Origin of the sequence: Streptomyces sp. NPDC059957 (assembly GCF_042730015.1) — a bacterium.
Classification (GTDB): Bacteria; Actinomycetota; Actinomycetes; order Streptomycetales; family Streptomycetaceae; genus Streptomyces.
Genome location: NZ_JBHWMB010000002.1, coordinates 1 through 16,728 on the forward strand (window position 1 = coordinate 1; position 16,728 = coordinate 16,728).

15 protein-coding genes are annotated in these 16,728 nt (G+C 70.5%); 12 read left to right on the forward strand and 3 right to left on the reverse strand.

What is annotated here, in order from left to right; translation table 11 throughout:
• Positions 1-149: 149 nt before the first annotated feature.
• Positions 150-662, forward strand: a complete 513-nt coding sequence (locus ACFWBW_RS01480) for a RidA family protein (RefSeq protein ID WP_385367464.1) — start codon at positions 150-152, stop codon at positions 660-662.
• Here ACFWBW_RS01480 and ACFWBW_RS01485 read toward each other — a convergent pair.
• The gene (locus ACFWBW_RS01485) at positions 640-1,212 is read right to left on the reverse strand and encodes a HEAT repeat domain-containing protein (protein WP_385367465.1); all 573 of its coding nucleotides are present in this window, start codon (positions 1,210-1,212) and stop codon (positions 640-642) included. The genes ACFWBW_RS01480 and ACFWBW_RS01485 overlap by 23 nt on opposite strands.
• A 524-nt stretch (positions 1,213-1,736) precedes the next feature.
• On the opposite strand from ACFWBW_RS01485, the gene ACFWBW_RS01490 reads away from it, so the two are divergent.
• From ACFWBW_RS01490 to ACFWBW_RS01540, 11 genes are all read left to right on the forward strand, one after another.
• Positions 1,737-3,569, forward strand: a complete 1,833-nt coding sequence (locus tag ACFWBW_RS01490) for a 3-hydroxyacyl-CoA dehydrogenase family protein (protein ID WP_385367466.1) — start codon at positions 1,737-1,739, stop codon at positions 3,567-3,569.
• A gap of 187 nt (positions 3,570-3,756) precedes the next feature.
• Positions 3,757-4,584 carry a TetR family transcriptional regulator gene (locus ACFWBW_RS01495; RefSeq protein WP_385367467.1) on the forward strand — a complete coding sequence of 276 codons (828 nt, stop codon included), beginning with the start codon at positions 3,757-3,759 and terminating at the stop codon, positions 4,582-4,584.
• Positions 4,585-4,998: 414 nt separating this feature from the next.
• Entirely contained in the window at positions 4,999-6,336 is a 1,338-nt protein-coding gene (gene ccrA / locus ACFWBW_RS01500) for a crotonyl-CoA carboxylase/reductase (RefSeq protein ID WP_385367468.1), read from the forward strand.
• A 31-nt stretch (positions 6,337-6,367) separates the two neighbouring features.
• The gene (locus ACFWBW_RS01505; RefSeq protein ID WP_385367469.1) at positions 6,368-8,464 is read left to right on the forward strand and encodes a protein meaA; all 2,097 of its coding nucleotides are present in this window, start codon (positions 6,368-6,370) and stop codon (positions 8,462-8,464) included.
• On the forward strand, positions 8,461-9,435 hold the full coding sequence (locus ACFWBW_RS01510) for an HpcH/HpaI aldolase/citrate lyase family protein (RefSeq protein ID WP_385367470.1): 975 nt from the start codon (positions 8,461-8,463) through the stop codon (positions 9,433-9,435). Before ACFWBW_RS01505 ends, ACFWBW_RS01510 begins: the two co-directional genes overlap by 4 nt.
• Before the next feature lie 5 nt (positions 9,436-9,440).
• Positions 9,441-9,953, forward strand: coding sequence for a MaoC family dehydratase (locus tag ACFWBW_RS01515; protein WP_053681718.1), 513 nt, complete (start codon positions 9,441-9,443; stop codon positions 9,951-9,953).
• A 4-nt stretch (positions 9,954-9,957) separates the two neighbouring features.
• Positions 9,958-11,163 carry an acyl-CoA dehydrogenase family protein gene (locus ACFWBW_RS01520; protein ID WP_327303412.1) on the forward strand — a complete coding sequence of 402 codons (1,206 nt, stop codon included), beginning with the start codon at positions 9,958-9,960 and terminating at the stop codon, positions 11,161-11,163.
• Positions 11,164-11,348: 185 nt separating this feature from the next.
• Positions 11,349-12,005 carry a phosphatidylserine decarboxylase gene (locus ACFWBW_RS01525; RefSeq protein WP_385367471.1) on the forward strand — a complete coding sequence of 219 codons (657 nt, stop codon included), beginning with the start codon at positions 11,349-11,351 and terminating at the stop codon, positions 12,003-12,005.
• A gap of 82 nt (positions 12,006-12,087) precedes the next feature.
• Positions 12,088-12,870, forward strand: a complete 783-nt coding sequence (gene pssA, locus ACFWBW_RS01530) for a CDP-diacylglycerol--serine O-phosphatidyltransferase (RefSeq protein ID WP_266912559.1) — start codon at positions 12,088-12,090, stop codon at positions 12,868-12,870.
• A 210-nt stretch (positions 12,871-13,080) separates the two neighbouring features.
• Positions 13,081-14,568 carry an AlkA N-terminal domain-containing protein gene (locus tag ACFWBW_RS01535; RefSeq protein WP_385367472.1) on the forward strand — a complete coding sequence of 496 codons (1,488 nt, stop codon included), beginning with the start codon at positions 13,081-13,083 and terminating at the stop codon, positions 14,566-14,568.
• 35 nt (positions 14,569-14,603) lie between these two features.
• A complete protein-coding gene (locus tag ACFWBW_RS01540) occupies positions 14,604-15,125 on the forward strand; it encodes a methylated-DNA--[protein]-cysteine S-methyltransferase (protein ID WP_385367473.1) in 522 nt (173 codons plus the stop codon).
• Positions 15,126-15,167: 42 nt separating this feature from the next.
• Here ACFWBW_RS01540 and ACFWBW_RS01545 read toward each other — a convergent pair whose 3' ends face one another.
• Entirely contained in the window at positions 15,168-15,803 is a 636-nt protein-coding gene (locus ACFWBW_RS01545; RefSeq protein ID WP_385367474.1) for a VOC family protein, read from the reverse strand.
• A gap of 161 nt (positions 15,804-15,964) precedes the next feature.
• Positions 15,965-16,609: a CatB-related O-acetyltransferase gene (locus ACFWBW_RS01550; protein WP_385367475.1), complete on the reverse strand. Its 645-nt coding sequence runs from the start codon at positions 16,607-16,609 to the stop codon at positions 15,965-15,967.
• Positions 16,610-16,728 lie beyond the last annotated feature (119 nt).

Genomic DNA, 16,728 nt, shown 5'->3' on the forward strand with positions numbered 1-16,728 from the left:
TGGGTTCCTAGACAGCTCCCACCACACCGGAGGTCTTCGCCATGTTCAAGACCTAACCAGTGTCAACAACGCTCGTGATCAATACAGCTAGGCCGTCTCTTTCGGCGCTTGTCGGTCAGGCCCGCCCCGCAGCGGGCAAGATCGTGTCCATGAGCACCTCACAGGACAACCACCTCACCCGCATCGCCGCGCCCGAGGGCGTGGCCCCCGGCACCGGCTACAACCATGTCGTCTGGGGCACCGGGCGGTTCGTCGCCGTGTCCGGTCAGTGCGCCTTCGACGAGAAGGGCGAGGTGGTCGGCGAGGGCGACGCCGCCGCCCAGGCCCGGCAGGTGTTCGAGAACCTGCGGCTGTGCCTGGCGGCGGCCGGGGCCACCTTCGACGACGTGGTCAAGCTGACGTACTTCGTCACGGACGTCGCCCACCTCCCCGCGGTACGGGAGGCCCGTGACGAGGTGATCGCCCCGGACCGCCTCCCGGCTTCCTCGGCGGTCCAGGTGGCGGCGCTGTTCCGGCCCGAACTGCTGATGGAGATCGAGGCCTTCGCCGTCCTCCCCGAGCGGACCGGTTCCGGGCCGGGGTCCGATGCCGGGGAGACCGGGTTCCGGACCGGATCCGGAGCCGGTTTCGGCACCGGGTTCAAGACCGGCTTCGCTCGCTGAGGTCCAGCCCCCGCAGGGCCGCCGTCGCCGCCACCGCCAGCCGGGGGTGCGACTGGGCCCGGGTCAGGACCCCCCGGGCGCGCTGGTCCGCCAGCGCGCCCAGCCCCTCCACGCACGCCAGGGCCACCCGCCAGTACGGATCGTGCGGCGCGAGCAGCCGCGACAGCGTACGGATCAGCGCCGGGGCGGACTCCGGGGCGCGCAGCGCCGCCAGCAGCCGGACCGGGTGCAGGGCATAGGCCGTGCGCAGTTCGTTCGTGGCCAGCGCCGCCGCCGCGCGGGCGGTGCGCGGGTCCCCGAGGACGGCCAGCGCCTGCGCGGCCGCCTCGCAGCGCGGCGGGTCCCGGTGATTCAGCAGCAGCACCAGGGCCTCGAAGGCACGCCGGTCGCCGGCCAGCCCCAGCCGGTAGGCGGCCAGTTCGCGGGCCCACAGGGGCAGCCCGGCGGAGGTCATCGAGGCCGCCAGGCCGTCCGGGTCCGCCGCGAGCAGCGCCTCGTACTCCGGTGCCTGCGCGGCTTCCGCCCGCAGGCGCTCCAACACGTCGTTCACCCCGTCACCCTAGGCGGCCCCGGCGGCCGCCGCGCCGGGTTCCCCGACACGGGTGACCGCCCGCGGGCGGGCCTTCGAACAGCCGGTTGATCGATGATCGATGATCGGTACATTTGGGCGGTACAGGTCACATCTGCGCGCTCTGGCGGACCAGTTGGCGACGGGCTACTGTCCCTACAACACGTACGAGGGCGGCCTGGTGACGCAGCCACCTCGTGCCAGTCGGTTCTGCACGACTTCCGCACCACCTCACGGCGTGACCCCGGGACAGGGCTCCGCCGCTTGTGCCCCACGGGCTTCTCCCTGCCGGGTTCTCCGGTTCTCCGGTTCCACGGTTGCTCAGGGTTCCCCTGTTCCGCCGCGATCCCCGGTTTCCCGGGGAGCCCCGGGCTTCCGCACGGCTTCCGCACGGTTCTCCGCATGCTCTTGCGCTCGGAGGCCGCACGGATGTCCGTACGGCCTCCGCGCGCGCCGTGCGCCGCGCGCTCCCCTCAGTCGTCACCCTCTTCCACTGGAGTCCCGCGATGGACCTTCCGTCCACGTCCGGCCAGCCCTCCCCCTCCTCCCAGCCCGCCCGCCCCGCCCTGCAGACCATCGCCGTCGTCGGTCTCGGCACGATGGGCTCCGGCATCGCCGAGGTCCTCGCCCGGGCCGGCCGCGAGGTCATCGGCATCGACATCAGCGAGGCCGCCGCCCGCCGGGCCACCGCGGCCCTCGCGGCGGCCACCGCCCGCTCCGTGGCTCGGGAGCAGCTCACCGAGCAGGAGCGCGAGGCGGTGCTCGCCCGCTTCCGCACCTTCTCCGAGCTGGGCGCCGCCGCCGACGCCGACCTCGTCATCGAGGTGGTCCCCGAGTCCTACGAGCTCAAGCAGCGGATCTTCCGCGAGCTCGACGCGATCGTCCGGCCCACCGCGATCCTGGCCACCGGCACCAACGCCCTGTCGGTGACGCGGATGGCCGCCGAGTCCCAGCGCCCGGAGCGCGTGGTCGGCCTGCACTTCTTCAACCCGGTCCCGGCGATGAAGCTGGTCGAGGTCGTCTCCAGCGTGCTGACGGCCCCGCCGGCCGTCGAGGCGGTCACCGCGCTGGCCCGCGAGCTCGGCAAGGAGCCCGTCGCGGTCGGCGACCGCCCGGGCTTCGTCGCCGACGGCCTGCTGTTCGGCTACCTCAACCAGGCCGCCGCCATGTACGAGGCCAAGTACGCCTCCCGCGAGGACATCGACGCGGCGATGAAGCTGGGCTGCGGCCTGCCGATGGGCCCGCTCGCGCTGCTCGACCTGATCGGCGTGGACACCGCCCGCACCGTCCTGGAGGCCATGTACACCTCCTCGGGCGACCGGCTGCACGCCCCGGCCCCGATCCTCGGCCACCTCGCCGAGGCGGGCCTGACCGGGCAGAAGTCCGGGCGCGGGTTCTACACGTACGAGGCCCCGGGCAGCCAGGTCGTCGTCCGTGACCTGCAGACCCCGCCGGACGGGGACCTGGTCCGGGCGAGCCGTCCGGTGAACTCGGTCGGCGTGGCCGGCTCGGGCACGATGGCGAGCGGTATCGCGCAGGTCTTCGCGCAGGCCGGCTTCCCCGTGGTGCTGGCGGCCCGCAGCCAGGAGAAGGCGGACGCGGCGAAGGCCGCGATCGGAAAGTCGCTGGCCCGCGCGGTGGAACGGGGCCGGCTGACGGCCGAGGCCGCCGCCGCCACCGTGGGCCGGATCACGGCGGCGGGCTCGCTGGACGCCTTCGCCGACGTGGACCTGGCCGTGGAGGCCGTCGCCGAGGACCTGGAGGTGAAGCAGGAGCTGTTCCGGGCGCTGGACAAGGCCTGCAAGCCCGGTGCGATGCTCGCCACCACGACCTCCTCGCTCCCGGTGATCGCGATCGCCCGTGCGACCTCGCGGCCCGAGGACGTGATCGGCATGCACTTCTTCAACCCGGCCCCGGCGATGAAGCTGGTCGAGGTGGTCCGGACCGTCCTGACCGCCGACGACGTGCACGCCACGGTCCGCGGGATCTGCGGGCAGGTCCGCAAGCACCCGGTGGACTGCGGGGACCGGGCCGGCTTCATCGTGAACGCGCTGCTGTTCCCGTACCTCAACAACGCGATCAAGATGGTCGACCAGCACTACGCGGGCATCGACGACATCGACGCGGCGATGAAGCTGGGCGGCGGCTACCCGATGGGGCCCTTCGAGCTCCTCGACGTCGTCGGCCTGGACGTGTCGCTGGCCATCGAGCAGGTCCTGCACAAGGAGTTCCGCGACCCGGGCCTGGCCCCGTCCCCGCTGCTGGAGCACCTGGTCGCGGCGGGCTGCCTGGGCCGGAAGACCGGCCGCGGATTCCGTGAGTACGCCCCCCGCCGGTAATCCGCGGCAGGCGCAGGAGCCCCAAGAGCAGGATGCGTGGGGAGGGCTGCTCGGGTCCGCCGGACCCTCACGGCGGACGAACCCTCCCGAAGAGCACTGTGTGCCCAGTGCCGGCCCTCCCCCGCATCCATCCCCGTCCCACCCCCCTCGGGAGCGCTCTCCCGCGCGAATGAAGTACTTTCGCTCTATGTCCCAGCCCGCCAAGACCTCACCCCGCGCCTCCGGGGTCTCCGACGCCCCGGAGACCCCGGCCGGTACCAAGGCGGCCGCGCAGCGGCTCAAGATGCGCCGCGAGCTCGCGGCGGCCGCCATGGAGCTCTTCGCGAACAAGGGGTACGAGGCCACGACGGTCGACGAGATCGCCTCCGTGGCCGGGGTCGCGCGCAGGACCTTCTTCCGGCACTTCCGGTCCAAGGAAGAGGCGATCTTCCCGGACCACGACGACACCCTGACCCGCGCCGAGGCCGTCCTCGACGTGGCCCCGGCGCACGAGCACCCGCTCGACACGGTGTGCCGGGGGATCAAGGAAGTCATGAAGATGTACGCCGCCTCGCCGGCGGTGTCGGTGGAGCGCTACCGGCTCACCCGCGAGGTGCCGGCGCTGCGGGAGCGGGAGATCGCCTCGGTCGCCCGCTACGAGCGGCTGTTCACCCGCTACCTGCTGGCCCATTTCGACGAGACCGACCACCACGACGGCAACGACGACCCGCTGCTGGCGGAGGTCGCCGCCTCGGCGGTGGTCACGGCCCACAACCACGTGCTGCGGCGCTGGCTGCGGGCGGGCGGTCAGGGCGACGTGGAGGCCCAGCTGGACCACGCCTTCTCGATCGTGCGCAAGACCTTCGGTTCCGGGATCGGCGCGGGGCGCACGCTGAGCACGGCCCCGGCGCCGGAGCCCCCCACCGCGCCCGCCGCGGTGCGCACGCAGGGCGAAGTACTGGTCGCGGTGGCCCGTACGGACGCCCCGCTGGACGAGGTCATGCGGACCATCGAAGAGGCGCTCAGAAACAAGTAGGCGACAACAAGACGCGACACTCGTCACAGCGGCCGCTCCCGTTCCGGGGGCGGCCGCTCTCGTTTGTCCGAGTTGCCCCTACTCACGGGTAACTCTGATCGATCATCGCTCATCCGTGCAGGTCAATCGGCAAATGAGAGAAAGTTTTGGCACGCGGTGCCTTGCTGAGTGACACGGGGTGCCATACGTTGAATCTCGTCCGGATGTCCCCGCGGTCCAGCCCACTCGGCACGGAACGCGCCCCGGATGCCTGCGTCACCAGGCCCCCGCACCGCCCCACCACAGGCAACGCGCAGCTCCACCCCAGCCGAATCGACGGCGCCCGAGCAGCACCGCTCACCACACCGCTTCGCCATTCCACGCAACCCGTTTCCCTCAGCGCACCCTCATCAGCGCACGGCCGGAGGCAACACCGTGAAGGACATCCTGGACGCGATCCAGTCGCAGGCCGCGACGGCCGCCGACTTCGCTGCCCTGCCGCTCCCCGACTCGTACCGCGCGATCACCGTGCACAAGGACGAGGCGGAGATGTTCGCCGGGCTCACCACCCGCGAGAAGGACCCCCGCAAGTCCCTGCACCTCGACGAGGTGCCGCTCCCCGAGCTGGGCCCGGGCGAGGCCCTGGTGGCCGTCATGGCCTCCTCGGTCAACTACAACTCCGTGTGGACCTCGATCTTCGAGCCGGTCTCCACCTTCAGCTTCCTGGAGCGCTACGGGCGCCTCTCGGAGCTCACCAAGCGCCACGACCTGCCGTACCACATCATCGGCTCGGACCTCGCGGGCGTCGTCCTGCGCACCGGTCCCGGCGTCAACGCCTGGAAGCCGGGCGACGAGGTCGTCGCGCACTGCCTCTCGGTCGAGCTGGAGTCCTCCGACGGCCACAACGACACGATGCTCGACCCCGAGCAGCGCATCTGGGGCTTCGAGACCAACTTCGGCGGCCTGGCGGAGATCGCCCTGGTCAAGTCGAACCAGCTGATGCCCAAGCCCGACCACCTCAGCTGGGAGGAGGCCGCCTCCCCCGGCCTGGTCAACTCCACCGCGTACCGCCAGCTGGTCTCCCGCAACGGCGCCGGCATGAAGCAGGGCGACAACGTCCTGATCTGGGGCGCCAGCGGCGGCCTCGGCTCGTACGCCACCCAGTTCGCGCTGGCCGGCGGCGCCAACCCGATCTGCGTGGTCTCCTCCCCGGAGAAGGCCGACATCTGCCGGGCGATGGGCGCGACGGCGGTCATCGACCGCAACGCCGAGGGCTACAAGTTCTGGAAGGACGAGCACACCCAGGACCCGAAGGAGTGGAAGCGCTTCGGCAAGCGCATCCGCGAGCTCACCGGTGGCGAGGACATCGACATCGTCTTCGAGCACCCGGGCCGCGAGACCTTCGGCGCCTCGGTCTACGTCACCCGCAAGGGCGGCACCATCACCACCTGCGCCTCGACCTCGGGCTACATGCACGAGTACGACAACCGCTACCTGTGGATGTCCCTGAAGAAGATCATCGGCTCGCACTTCGCGAACTACCGCGAGGCCTGGGAGGCCAACCGGCTGGTCGCCAAGGGCAAGATCCACCCCACGCTCTCGCGGGTCTACTCCCTGGAGGAGACCGGCCAGGCCGCCTACGACGTCCACCGCAACCTCCACCAGGGCAAGGTCGGCGTGCTCTGCCTGTCCCCCGAGGAAGGCCTCGGCGTCAAGGACCACGAGATGCGCGCGACGCACCTCGACGCGATCAACCGCTTCCGCAACATCTGAGACCCCTCAAAGGCCAAAGGGACAGCCTGAGATGACAGAGCGCCAGAAGGACCGTCCGTGGCTCATGCGGACGTACGCCGGCCACTCCACGGCCGAGGCGTCCAACGAGCTGTACCGCCGCAACCTCGCCAAGGGCCAGACCGGCCTGTCGGTCGCGTTCGACCTGCCGACGCAGACCGGCTACGACCCCGACCACATCCTCGCCCGCGGCGAGGTCGGCCGGGTCGGGGTCCCGGTCTCCCACCTGGGCGACATGCGGCGGCTGTTCCAGGACATCCCCCTGGAACAGATGAACACCTCGATGACGATCAACGCCACCGCCATGTGGCTGCTGGCGCTCTACCAGGTGGCCGCCGAGGAGCAGGGCGCGGACATCGCCCAGCTCCAGGGCACCACGCAGAACGACATCGTCAAGGAGTACCTCTCGCGCGGGACGCACGTCTTCCCGCCCGGGCCCTCGCTCCGCCTGACGACGGACATGATCGCGTACACGGTCAACCACATCCCGAAGTGGAACCCGATCAACATCTGCAGCTACCACCTGCAGGAGGCCGGGGCCACCCCCGTCCAGGAGATCTCGTACGCGATGTCCACGGCCATCGCGGTCCTGGACTCGGTGCGCGACTCGGGCCAGGTCCCGCCGGAGCGGTTCGGCGAGGTCGTCGCCCGGATCTCCTTCTTCGTGAACGCGGGCGTCCGCTTCATCGAGGAGATGTGCAAGATGCGCGCCTTCGGCCGCATCTGGGACAAGGTCACCCGCGAGCGCTACGGCATCGAGAACGACAAGCAGCGCCGCTTCCGCTACGGCGTCCAGGTCAACTCCCTGGGCCTGACCGAGGCGCAGCCCGAGAACAACGTCCAGCGCATCGTGCTGGAGATGCTCGCGGTCACCCTCTCCAAGGACGCCCGCGCCCGCGCCGTGCAGCTGCCGGCCTGGAACGAGGCGCTGGGCCTGCCCCGGCCCTGGGACCAGCAGTGGTCGCTGCGCATCCAGCAGGTCCTGGCCCACGAGAGCGACCTGCTGGAGTACGAGGACATCTTCGCCGGCTCGCACGTGATCGAGGCCAAGGTCGAGTCCCTGGTGACCGAGTGCCTGGCCGAGATCGACCGGATCCAGGAGATGGGCGGCGCGATGGCGGCCGTCGAGTCCGGGTACCTCAAGGGCGAGCTGGTCTCCTCGCACGCCGCACGGCGGGCCCGGATCGAGGACGGCCAGGACAAGATCGTCGGTGTCAACTGCTTCCAGCAGACCGAGGAGAACCCGCTCACCGCGGACCTGGACGGCGCCATCATGACGGTGGACGGGGCCCTGGAGGCCCAGACCGTCGAGCGCATCGGCCGCTGGAAGGCCGAGCGCCAGGAGTCCTCGGACCGGCAGGGCGGCGGTGACCCGTTCGTCTTCCCGACGGTGATGCAGGCCCTGGACCGGCTGAAGGATGCCGCCGCCGGGGACGAGAACCTGATGGAGGCCACCCTGGAGTGCGCCCGCGCCGGTGTCACCACCGGCGAGTGGTCGAGCGCGCTGCGCGAGGTGTTCGGCGAGTTCCGGGCGCCGACCGGGGTCTCCTCGGCCCCGGTGGCCGTGACCGCCGAGGAGGGGACCCCCATGGCCCTCGTCCGCGCGAAGGTCTCCCGTACCGCCGACGAGCTGGGCTCCGGCCGGCTGCGCCTGCTGGTCGGCAAGCCCGGCCTGGACGGGCACTCCAACGGCGCCGAGCAGATCGCCGTACGGGCCCGCGACGCCGGCTTCGAGGTGGTCTACCAGGGCATCCGGCTGACCCCCGAGGAGATTTCCTCGGCGGCACTGGCCGAGGACGTGCACTGCGTGGGACTGTCCATTCTGTCCGGCTCCCACAGCGCGCTCGTCCCGGACGTGCTGGAACGCCTGCGAGCGGCGGGGGCGGGTGACATCCCGGTCGTGCTCGGCGGCATCATTCCGAATGCCGACGCCGTGGCGCTCAAGGAGGCCGGGGTGGCGGCGGTCTTCACCCCGAAGGACTTCGGCATCACGGAGATCATCGGCAAAATCGTCGACGAGATCCGCCGGGCCAACAAGCTCCACCCGTTCGGCGACGCCGACGAGATCATCGACACTGACACCCTTGCAAGCACGGAGGTCCCCGCATGACCACGCCCTCTTCCCCGGTCAACCGGCTGCGGCCGCGCCGCTCCTGCCTCGCGGTGCCGGGTTCCAACCCCCGGTTCCTGGAGAAGGCCCAGGGCCTCCCGGCCGACCAGGTCTTCCTGGACCTGGAGGACGCCTGCGCCCCGCTCGCCAAGGAGGGCGCCCGCCACACGATCGTGGACGCGCTGAACCAGGGCGACTGGACCGGCAAGACCCGCGTGGTGCGCGTCAACGACTGGACCACGCACTGGACGTACCGCGACGTGATCACGGTCGTCGAGGGCGCCGGCCAGAACCTCGACTGCATCATGCTGCCGAAGGTCCAGGACGCCCAGCAGGTCGTGGCGCTGGACCTCCTGCTGACGCAGATCGAGAAGACGATGGGCTTCGAGGTCGGCAAGATCGGCATCGAGGCGCAGATCGAGAACGCCAAGGGCCTGGTGAACGTCGACGAGATCGCCGGAGCCTCGCCGCGGCTGGAGACGATCATCTTCGGACCGGCCGACTTCATGGCCTCGATCAACATGAAGTCCCTGGTCGTGGGCATGCAGCCGCCCGGCTACGGCGCGGACGCCTACCACTACATCCTGATGCGGATCCTGATGGCGGCCCGCATGCACGACCTCCAGGCGATCGACGGCCCCTTCCTCCAGATCAAGAACGTCGACGGCTACCGCGAGGTCGCCGGGCGCGCCGCGGCCCTGGGGTTCGACGGCAAGTGGGTGCTGCACCCCGGCCAGGTCGACGCGGCCAACGAGGTCTTCTCCCCCTCCCAGGAGGACTACGACCACGCCGAGCTGATCCTCGACGCGTACGACTGGTGTACCTCCGAGGCCGGCGGCAAGAAGGGCTCGGCGATGCTCGGCGACGAGATGATCGACGAGGCCAGCCGCAAGATGGCGCTGGTCATCTCGGGCAAGGGCCGCGCGGCGGGCATGCAGCGCACGACCAAGTTCGAAATCCCGGAGGCCTGAGCACCATGCAGTTCGGACGCACCTACGAAGAGTTCGAGATCGGCGCGGTCTACAAGCACTGGCCCGGAAAGACGGTCACCGAGTACGACGACCACCTCTTCTGCCTGCTGACCATGAACCACCACCCGCTCCACATGGACAGCAACTACGCGGAGAACACGACCGACTTCGGCAAGAACGTTGTCGTGGGCAACTACATCTACTCGCTGCTGCTGGGCATGTCGGTGCCGGACGTCTCCGGCAAGGCCATCGCCAACCTGGAGATCGAGTCGCTGCGTCACGTGGCGCCGACCTTCCACGGCGACACGATCTACGGCGAGACCACGGTCCTGGACAAGACCCCGTCGAAGTCGAAGAACGACCGCGGCATCGTCTACGTGGAGACCAAGGGCTACAAGCAGGACGGCACCCTCGTCTGCGTCTTCCGGCGCAAGGTGATGGTCCCGACCGAGACGTACATCAAGGAGCGCGGCGGCGAGCAGCCCGGCCGCCCCACGCTGAAGGAACAGGGGAAGTAGAACCATGAGCCGACTTGCCCAGACCGCCGGCCTGACGGACGACCAGAGGGACATCCTCAAGACCGTCCGGGAGTTCGTCGACAAGGAGATCATTCCGGTCGCGACCGAGCTCGAGCACCGGGACGAGTACCCGCAGCAGATCGTCGACGGCCTCAAGGAGCTCGGCCTCTTCGGCCTGATGATCCCGGAGGAGTACGGCGGCCTGGGTGAGTCGCTCCTCACCTACGCGCTGTGCGTCGAGGAGATCGCGCGCGGCTGGATGTCCGTCTCGGGCATCATCAACACCCACTTCATCGTGGCGTACATGCTCAAGCAGCACGGCACCCAGGAGCAGAGGGAGTACTTCCTTCCGCGGATGGCGCTGGGCGAGGTGCGCGGGGCGTTCTCGATGTCCGAGCCGGGGCTCGGCTCCGATGTGTCGGCCATCACCTCCAAGGCGGTGAAGGACGGTGACGAGTACGTCCTGAACGGCCAGAAGATGTGGCTGACGAACGGTGGCACGTCCACGCTGGTGGCCGTTCTGGTCCGCAGTGACGAAGGACACCCGGAGGGCACCGCCCCCCACAAGTCGATGACGACCTTCCTCGTGGAGAAGGAGGCCGGCTTCGGTGAGGTCCGGCCCGGCCTGACCATCCCCGGCAAGATCGACAAGATGGGCTACAAGGGGGTCGACACCACCGAGCTCATCATGGACGGACTGCGCATTCCGGCCAATCGGGTCCTGGGCGGGGAGACCGGCCGAGGGTTTTACCAAATGATGGACGGGGTCGAGGTCGGCCGCGTCAACGTGGCGGCCCGTGGTTGCGGCGTCGCGCAGCGTGCGTTCGAGCTGGGTGTCTCGTATGCCCAGCAACGTCACACTTTCGGCAAGGCCATCGCCGAGCACCAGGCGATCCAGTTCAAGCTGGCCGAGATGGCTACCAAGGTCGAAGCCGCCCATGCGATGATGGTCAATGCAGCACGCAAAAAGGACTCCGGGGAACGAAACGACCTCGAAGCAGGGATGGCGAAGTACCTCGCCTCCGAGTACTGCAAGGAGGTGGTGGAGGACGCGTTCCGTATCCACGGTGGATACGGCTTCTCGAAGGAGTACGAGATCGAGCGCCTCTACCGAGAGGCACCCATGCTGCTCATCGGTGAAGGTACCGCCGAGATCCAGAAAATGATCATCGGGCGACGCCTGCTCGAGGAGTACCGGCTCCAGGGCTGAAAGTCCCTTTTGCGGTAAATCATCCAGTGGTTTTCCGCAAAAGAGTCACTAGCAGTCACTGGCTCACGGTCATCGACTCGGCTTCTGGCTTGCCCAGTTGTTGCGTGCAACCGATAGCATTCCAGTAAAGCCGCCGTCCCGTCCCCCCGTTTGCGGCGCGGCATCACCCGCTACGAAGGTCATCCATGCCCCACAGCCAAACCTCTGCACCTCGCGTCGGCCTCCTCGGTGGACGCCTCGCGCGCGGAGCATCGCCGTGGCTTCTGCCGACCGTCGCCACCGCCGCCATCAGCCTCGTCCGGGCCCGCAAGTCCGGACGCTGGGCGGCCGTGGCCGTGCCCACCACCGCGCTCGCGGCGGGCATGCTGTGGTTCTTCCGCGACCCCGAGCGTGAGATCACGCAGGGCCGGGTCATCTCCCCCGCCGACGGTGTGGTGCAGAGCATCATGCCGTGGAAGGACGGGCGGACCCGCGTCGCGATCTTCATGAGCCCCCTGAACGTCCACGTCAACCGGGCGCCCCTCGCGGGCACGGTGACGTCCGTGGAGCACGTCCCCGGTGGATTCGTTCCGGCGTTCAACAAGGAGAGCGAGAACAACGAGCGCGTCGTCTGGCACTTCGACACCGAGCTCGGCGACATCGAGATGGTGCAGATCGCCGGCGCCGTCGCCCGTCGCATCGTCCCGTACCTGCCGGCCGGTACCAAGGTGGAGCAGGGCGAACGCATCGGTCTGATCCGCTTCGGCTCCCGCGTCGACATCTACCTCCCCGAGGGCGTCGAGGTCGCGGTCGAGGTCGGACAGGCCACCACCGCGGGGGTGACCCGAATTGACCGTGACTGAACCTGAAACTCCGGCGAACCTGTCCACGCCCGCCTCGGGCTGGGTGCCCGAGGCTGCCGAGGAGGAGTCCACCGAGGACGACATGCCGCTGTCGCTGCGGCTGTCGATAGCGGACACCCTCACCCTCGGTAACGCGACGTGCGGATTCATGGCGGTGTACTTCACCACCACCGGGATCCTCATCCCGCACCTCACGGGCAGCGGCGAGTCGGGCATGGCCCGCAGCAGCGCGGCCACGGCCGTGATACTGATGCTGCTCGCCGCGGTCTTCGACCTCTTCGACGGCATCGTGGCCCGCAAGCTGCGCAGCTCGCCGATGGGCGCGGAGCTGGACAACCTGTCCGACCTGATCAGCTTCGGCCTGGCTCCGGCCTACTTCGTCCTCGTCTACGGCATGGTCGCCGACGACGCGGTGCAGAAGATGTCGGCGCTGGCGGCGATCGTCGTCCTGCTGGCCGTCGTCCTGCGCCTCGCGAGATTCAGCTGCGTGGCGATGAAGGACGGCATGTTCCAGGGCATGCCGAGCCCCTTCGGTGCGCTGACGGTCGTCTCGATCGTGCTGCTGGAGCTGCCGTTCATCCCGACCCTGCTGGCGATCGTCGGCGTGGCCTGGCTGATGGTGAGCCGGGTCGAGTACCCCAAGCCGCGGGGTGTCCTCGCGGTGGCGATGCTCAGCTGGATCGTCGCGGCGATGGGCCTGCTGGCCGCGTGGGCGTTCGACGCGCCGGGCGGCGGGCTGCTGCTCCAGACCGGCTGCGCGCTGCAGATCGCTCTGGCGGCGACCATCCCGCTGTTCGCGACGACCCGTCGCGCGAACACGTTCCGCCACAACCGCCGCGAGGCCCGGGCCACCCAGGCCCCGTAGCCCCGCTGTACGCGTACGAGAGGGCCCCCGGCCGCCACCAGGCAGCCGGGGGCCCTTCCGCATGCCCGGGGCCGCCTGTTCGCCGCTGCGTGCGCTCCCACCGTGCGGCGGTGGTCCGGCGCCGAGGGGCCAGGAAGGCGCGGGTCGCGCATAGGCTTGGTGTCGGAAAACCGCCAGCCTCGGGACCGGCCGGCCGGGAGGATGGGAGCCATGTACACCGACACCGAGCGTTGCGTGCGGGCCGTCCAGTCGAAGGACGCGCGGTTCGACGGCTGGTTCTTCACCGCCGTCCGGACCACCGGGATCTACTGCCGCCCCAGCTGCCCCGCCGTACCGCCCAAGGTCGAGAACATGACCTTCCTGCCCAGCGCCGCCGCCTGCCAGCAGGGCGGGTTCCGGGCCTGCAAGCGGTGCCGGCCCGACACCTCCCCCGGCTCCCCCGAGTGGAACGCCCGCGCGGACGCCGTCGCCCGCGCCATGCGCCTCATCCAGGACGGGGTGGTCGACCGGGAGGGCGTCCCGGGGCTGGCCTCCCGCCTCGGGTACTCCGCCCGCCAGGTGGAGCGCCAGCTGGGCGCCGAGCTCGGCGCCGGGCCCCTCGCCCTGGCCCGGGCCCAGCGCGCGCAGACCGCCCGGCTGCTGATCGAGACCTCCGGGCTCCCGATGGGCGACATCGCCTTCGCCGCCGGGTTCTCCTCGATCCGGACCTTCAACGACACCGTCCGCGAGGTCTTCGCCCTGGCCCCGAGCGAGCTCCGGGCCAAGGCGGCCGGCCGGGAGGCCGTCCGGGGCGCCGCGTCCGCCCAGGTTCCCGGCACCATCAGCCTGCGGCTCCCCTTCCGCGCCCCGCTCAACCCCGACAACCTCTTCGGCCATCTCGCCGCGACCGCCGTCCCCGGGGTCGAGGAGTGGCGGGACGGCGCCTACCGCCGCACGCTCCGGCTCCCGTACGGCACCGGCATCGTCTCCCTCACCCCGCAGCCCGACCACATCGGCTGCCGGCTGGCCCTCACCGACCTGCGTGACCTGACCATCGCCATCAGCCGCTGCCGGCGGCTCCTGGACCTCGACGCGGACCCCGAGGCCGTCGACGAGCAGCTGAGCGCCGACCCTCTGCTGGCCCCGCTCGTGGCCAAGGCGCCCGGCCGCCGGGTGCCCCGTACCGTCGACGCGGAGGAGTTCGCCGTACGGGCGGTCCTCGGACAGCAGGTGTCCACGGCGGCGGCCCGTACGCACGCGGCCCGCCTGGTACGCGCCCTCGGCGAGCCGGTGGCCGATCCCGAGGGCGGGCTGACGCACCTGTTCCCGACCCCGCAGGCGCTGGCCGGACTGGACCCGGAGTCCCTGGCCATGCCGCGCAGCCGGCGGACCACCTTCACCACGCTCGTCTCGGCCCTGGCCGACGGTTCGCTCCCGCTCGGCATCGACAGCGACTGGGAGGCGGCCCGCGCCCAGCTGGGGGCGCTGCCCGGCTTCGGGCCGTGGACCACCGAGATCATCGCGATGCGGGCCCTGGGTGACCCGGACGCCTTCATTCCCTCCGACCTGGGGATCCGGCGGGCCGCGCAGGGGCTCGGGCTGCCCTCCACGCCCGCGGCGCTGACCGCCCGCGCGGCGCAGTGGCGGCCCTGGCGCGCGTACGCCGTGCAGTACCTGTGGGCCACCGAGGACCACGCGATCAACATCCTGCCCGCCTGACTTCCCCCGCCTGACGTCCGAGGAGCACCCAGACCATGAGCAGCAGCACGAGCACCAGGAACAGCACCAAGCAGCACACCGTCGTGGACAGCCCCTACGGGCCGCTCACCCTCGTCGCCGCCGACGGGGTCCTCTGCGGCCTCTACATGACCGAGCAGCGCCACCGCCCGGCCGAGGAGACCTTCGGGGAGCGCGTCGCGGCCGGCGAGGACCCCTTCCCGGAGGTGGTGCGGCAGCTGACCGCGTACTTCGCCGGGGAACTCACCACCTTCGACCTGCCGGTCCGGCTGGAGGGCACCGAGTTCCAGCGCAGCGTGTGGGAGCAGCTCGTACGGATCCCCTACGGGCAGACCTGGTCCTACGGGGAGCTGGCCGTCAAGCTCGGCAAGCCCAACGCCTCGCGCGCGGTGGGGCTGGCCAACGGGAAGAACCCGGTCGGCATCATCGTGCCGTGCCACCGCGTCATCGGGTCGTCCGGCTCCATGACCGGCTACGGCGGCGGCATCGACCGCAAGGTGCGCCTGCTGGCCTTCGAGTCCGGGGCCGACCAGCTCTAGAACACCTCGGGCCCTGTCTCCTTGGCCGGCGTCACGGACCGGTCAGATCGTGACCGGGCCGTGGGCAGTGGCGAACTCGACCGAGACCAGGCCCGGTTCCTCGTCCTGGACCCAGGTGACGTCGATCTGGTCGAGGGGGTGGTCGGCCGGTTCGCCGAGGAATTCGGCGATGGAGGCGGCGTCGCCGGCGAGGGAGACCCCGTGGATGGTGGTGGAGGTGCGCGGGTCGGCGCTCGGGCGCTCCTCGACGGGGACCGACCACTGAAGGAAGTAGGGCAGTTGCGGGTCCTCCAGCAGTTCCAGCAGGCCGATCTGCTTCCACCTCAGGTCGAACCCGTCGGGGCGGACACGGTGGCCCTCGGCCGAGGTGCGGCCGAGGCGGGCCTCGACCGGGGCGATGTCGTCGACGGAGACCACCCAACCGAGCCAGCCGCCGCCCTCGGCGGCGCGGCGCGCGACCGCCTGGCCGAAGGGTGCACGGTCGGCGGCGGGGTGGTCGAGGGTGGTGACGACCTCGACGTAGGTGCCGCCGCTCAGCGGGAGAATGAAATTGCGGGTACCGAATCGTGGGTGCACGCCCCCGTCTACGAACCCGGCGCCCAGGGCCGATCCGATCCACTGGACGGTCGAGACGAAGCTGTCGCGGGCCACCGCATAGGACACGTGATCAAGTCGCACTGCGCCATCATGGCCCGCCAACCCGTACAGATCCCGACGCCACGCCCGCCGCTCCGGCCGCGTCCGCCGTGGATTCGGCCGTGGACCGGATCGGTCACCTTCACCCCGGCGAGGAAAGCCCGGGCGGACACCGTGCACACCGCACTTCCAAGGGACGGGCTCTAGGCCGGCGGTGCGACCGCTTCGAGGTCCGCGACGGTGCCCGACATGACGGCACGGATGTGCCGGGTGAGGTGTTCCACCGGCCAGTCCCACCAGGCGAGGGCGAGCAGCCGGGCGATCTCCCCGTCGGTGTGGCGGGTGCGGATGAGGGTGGCCGGGTTGCCGCCGGCGATCCCGTAGTCGGGGACGTCGTCCACGACCACGGAGCCGGCCGCGATGACCGCTCCGTGCCCGATGCGCACCCCGGGCATGACCATGGCCCCGTAGCCGACCCAGACGTCGTTGCCGACGACGGTGTCACCGCGGCCCGGGAGGCCGGCGAGCAGGTCGAAGTGCTCGGACCAGGAGCCGCCCATGATGGGGAAGGGGAAGGTCGAGGGGCCGTCCATGCGGTGGTTGGCGCCGTTCATGATGAAGCGCACCCCGGTGCCCAGGGCGCAGAACTTCCCGATGACCAGCTTCTCCGGCCCGTAGTGGTAGAGCACGTTGCGGGTCTCGAAGGCGGTGGGGTCGTCCGGGTCGTCGTAGTAGGAGTACTCGCCCACCTCGATCAGCGGCGAGGTGACCAGCGGCTTCAGCAGGACCACGCGCGGCTGCCCGGGAATCGGGTGGAGCACTGTCGGGTCCGCGGGGAGGGCGTTCACGGCTAGGCCGTCTCTTTCGGATCTTGTCGGTCAGGTCCGCGTCGTCCGGTGCCGTGCCTCGGCGCGCTGGCGGGGGTTCCCCCTACCTGAAGGCCCCTGGTTTCCCCGCCACGTGGCGA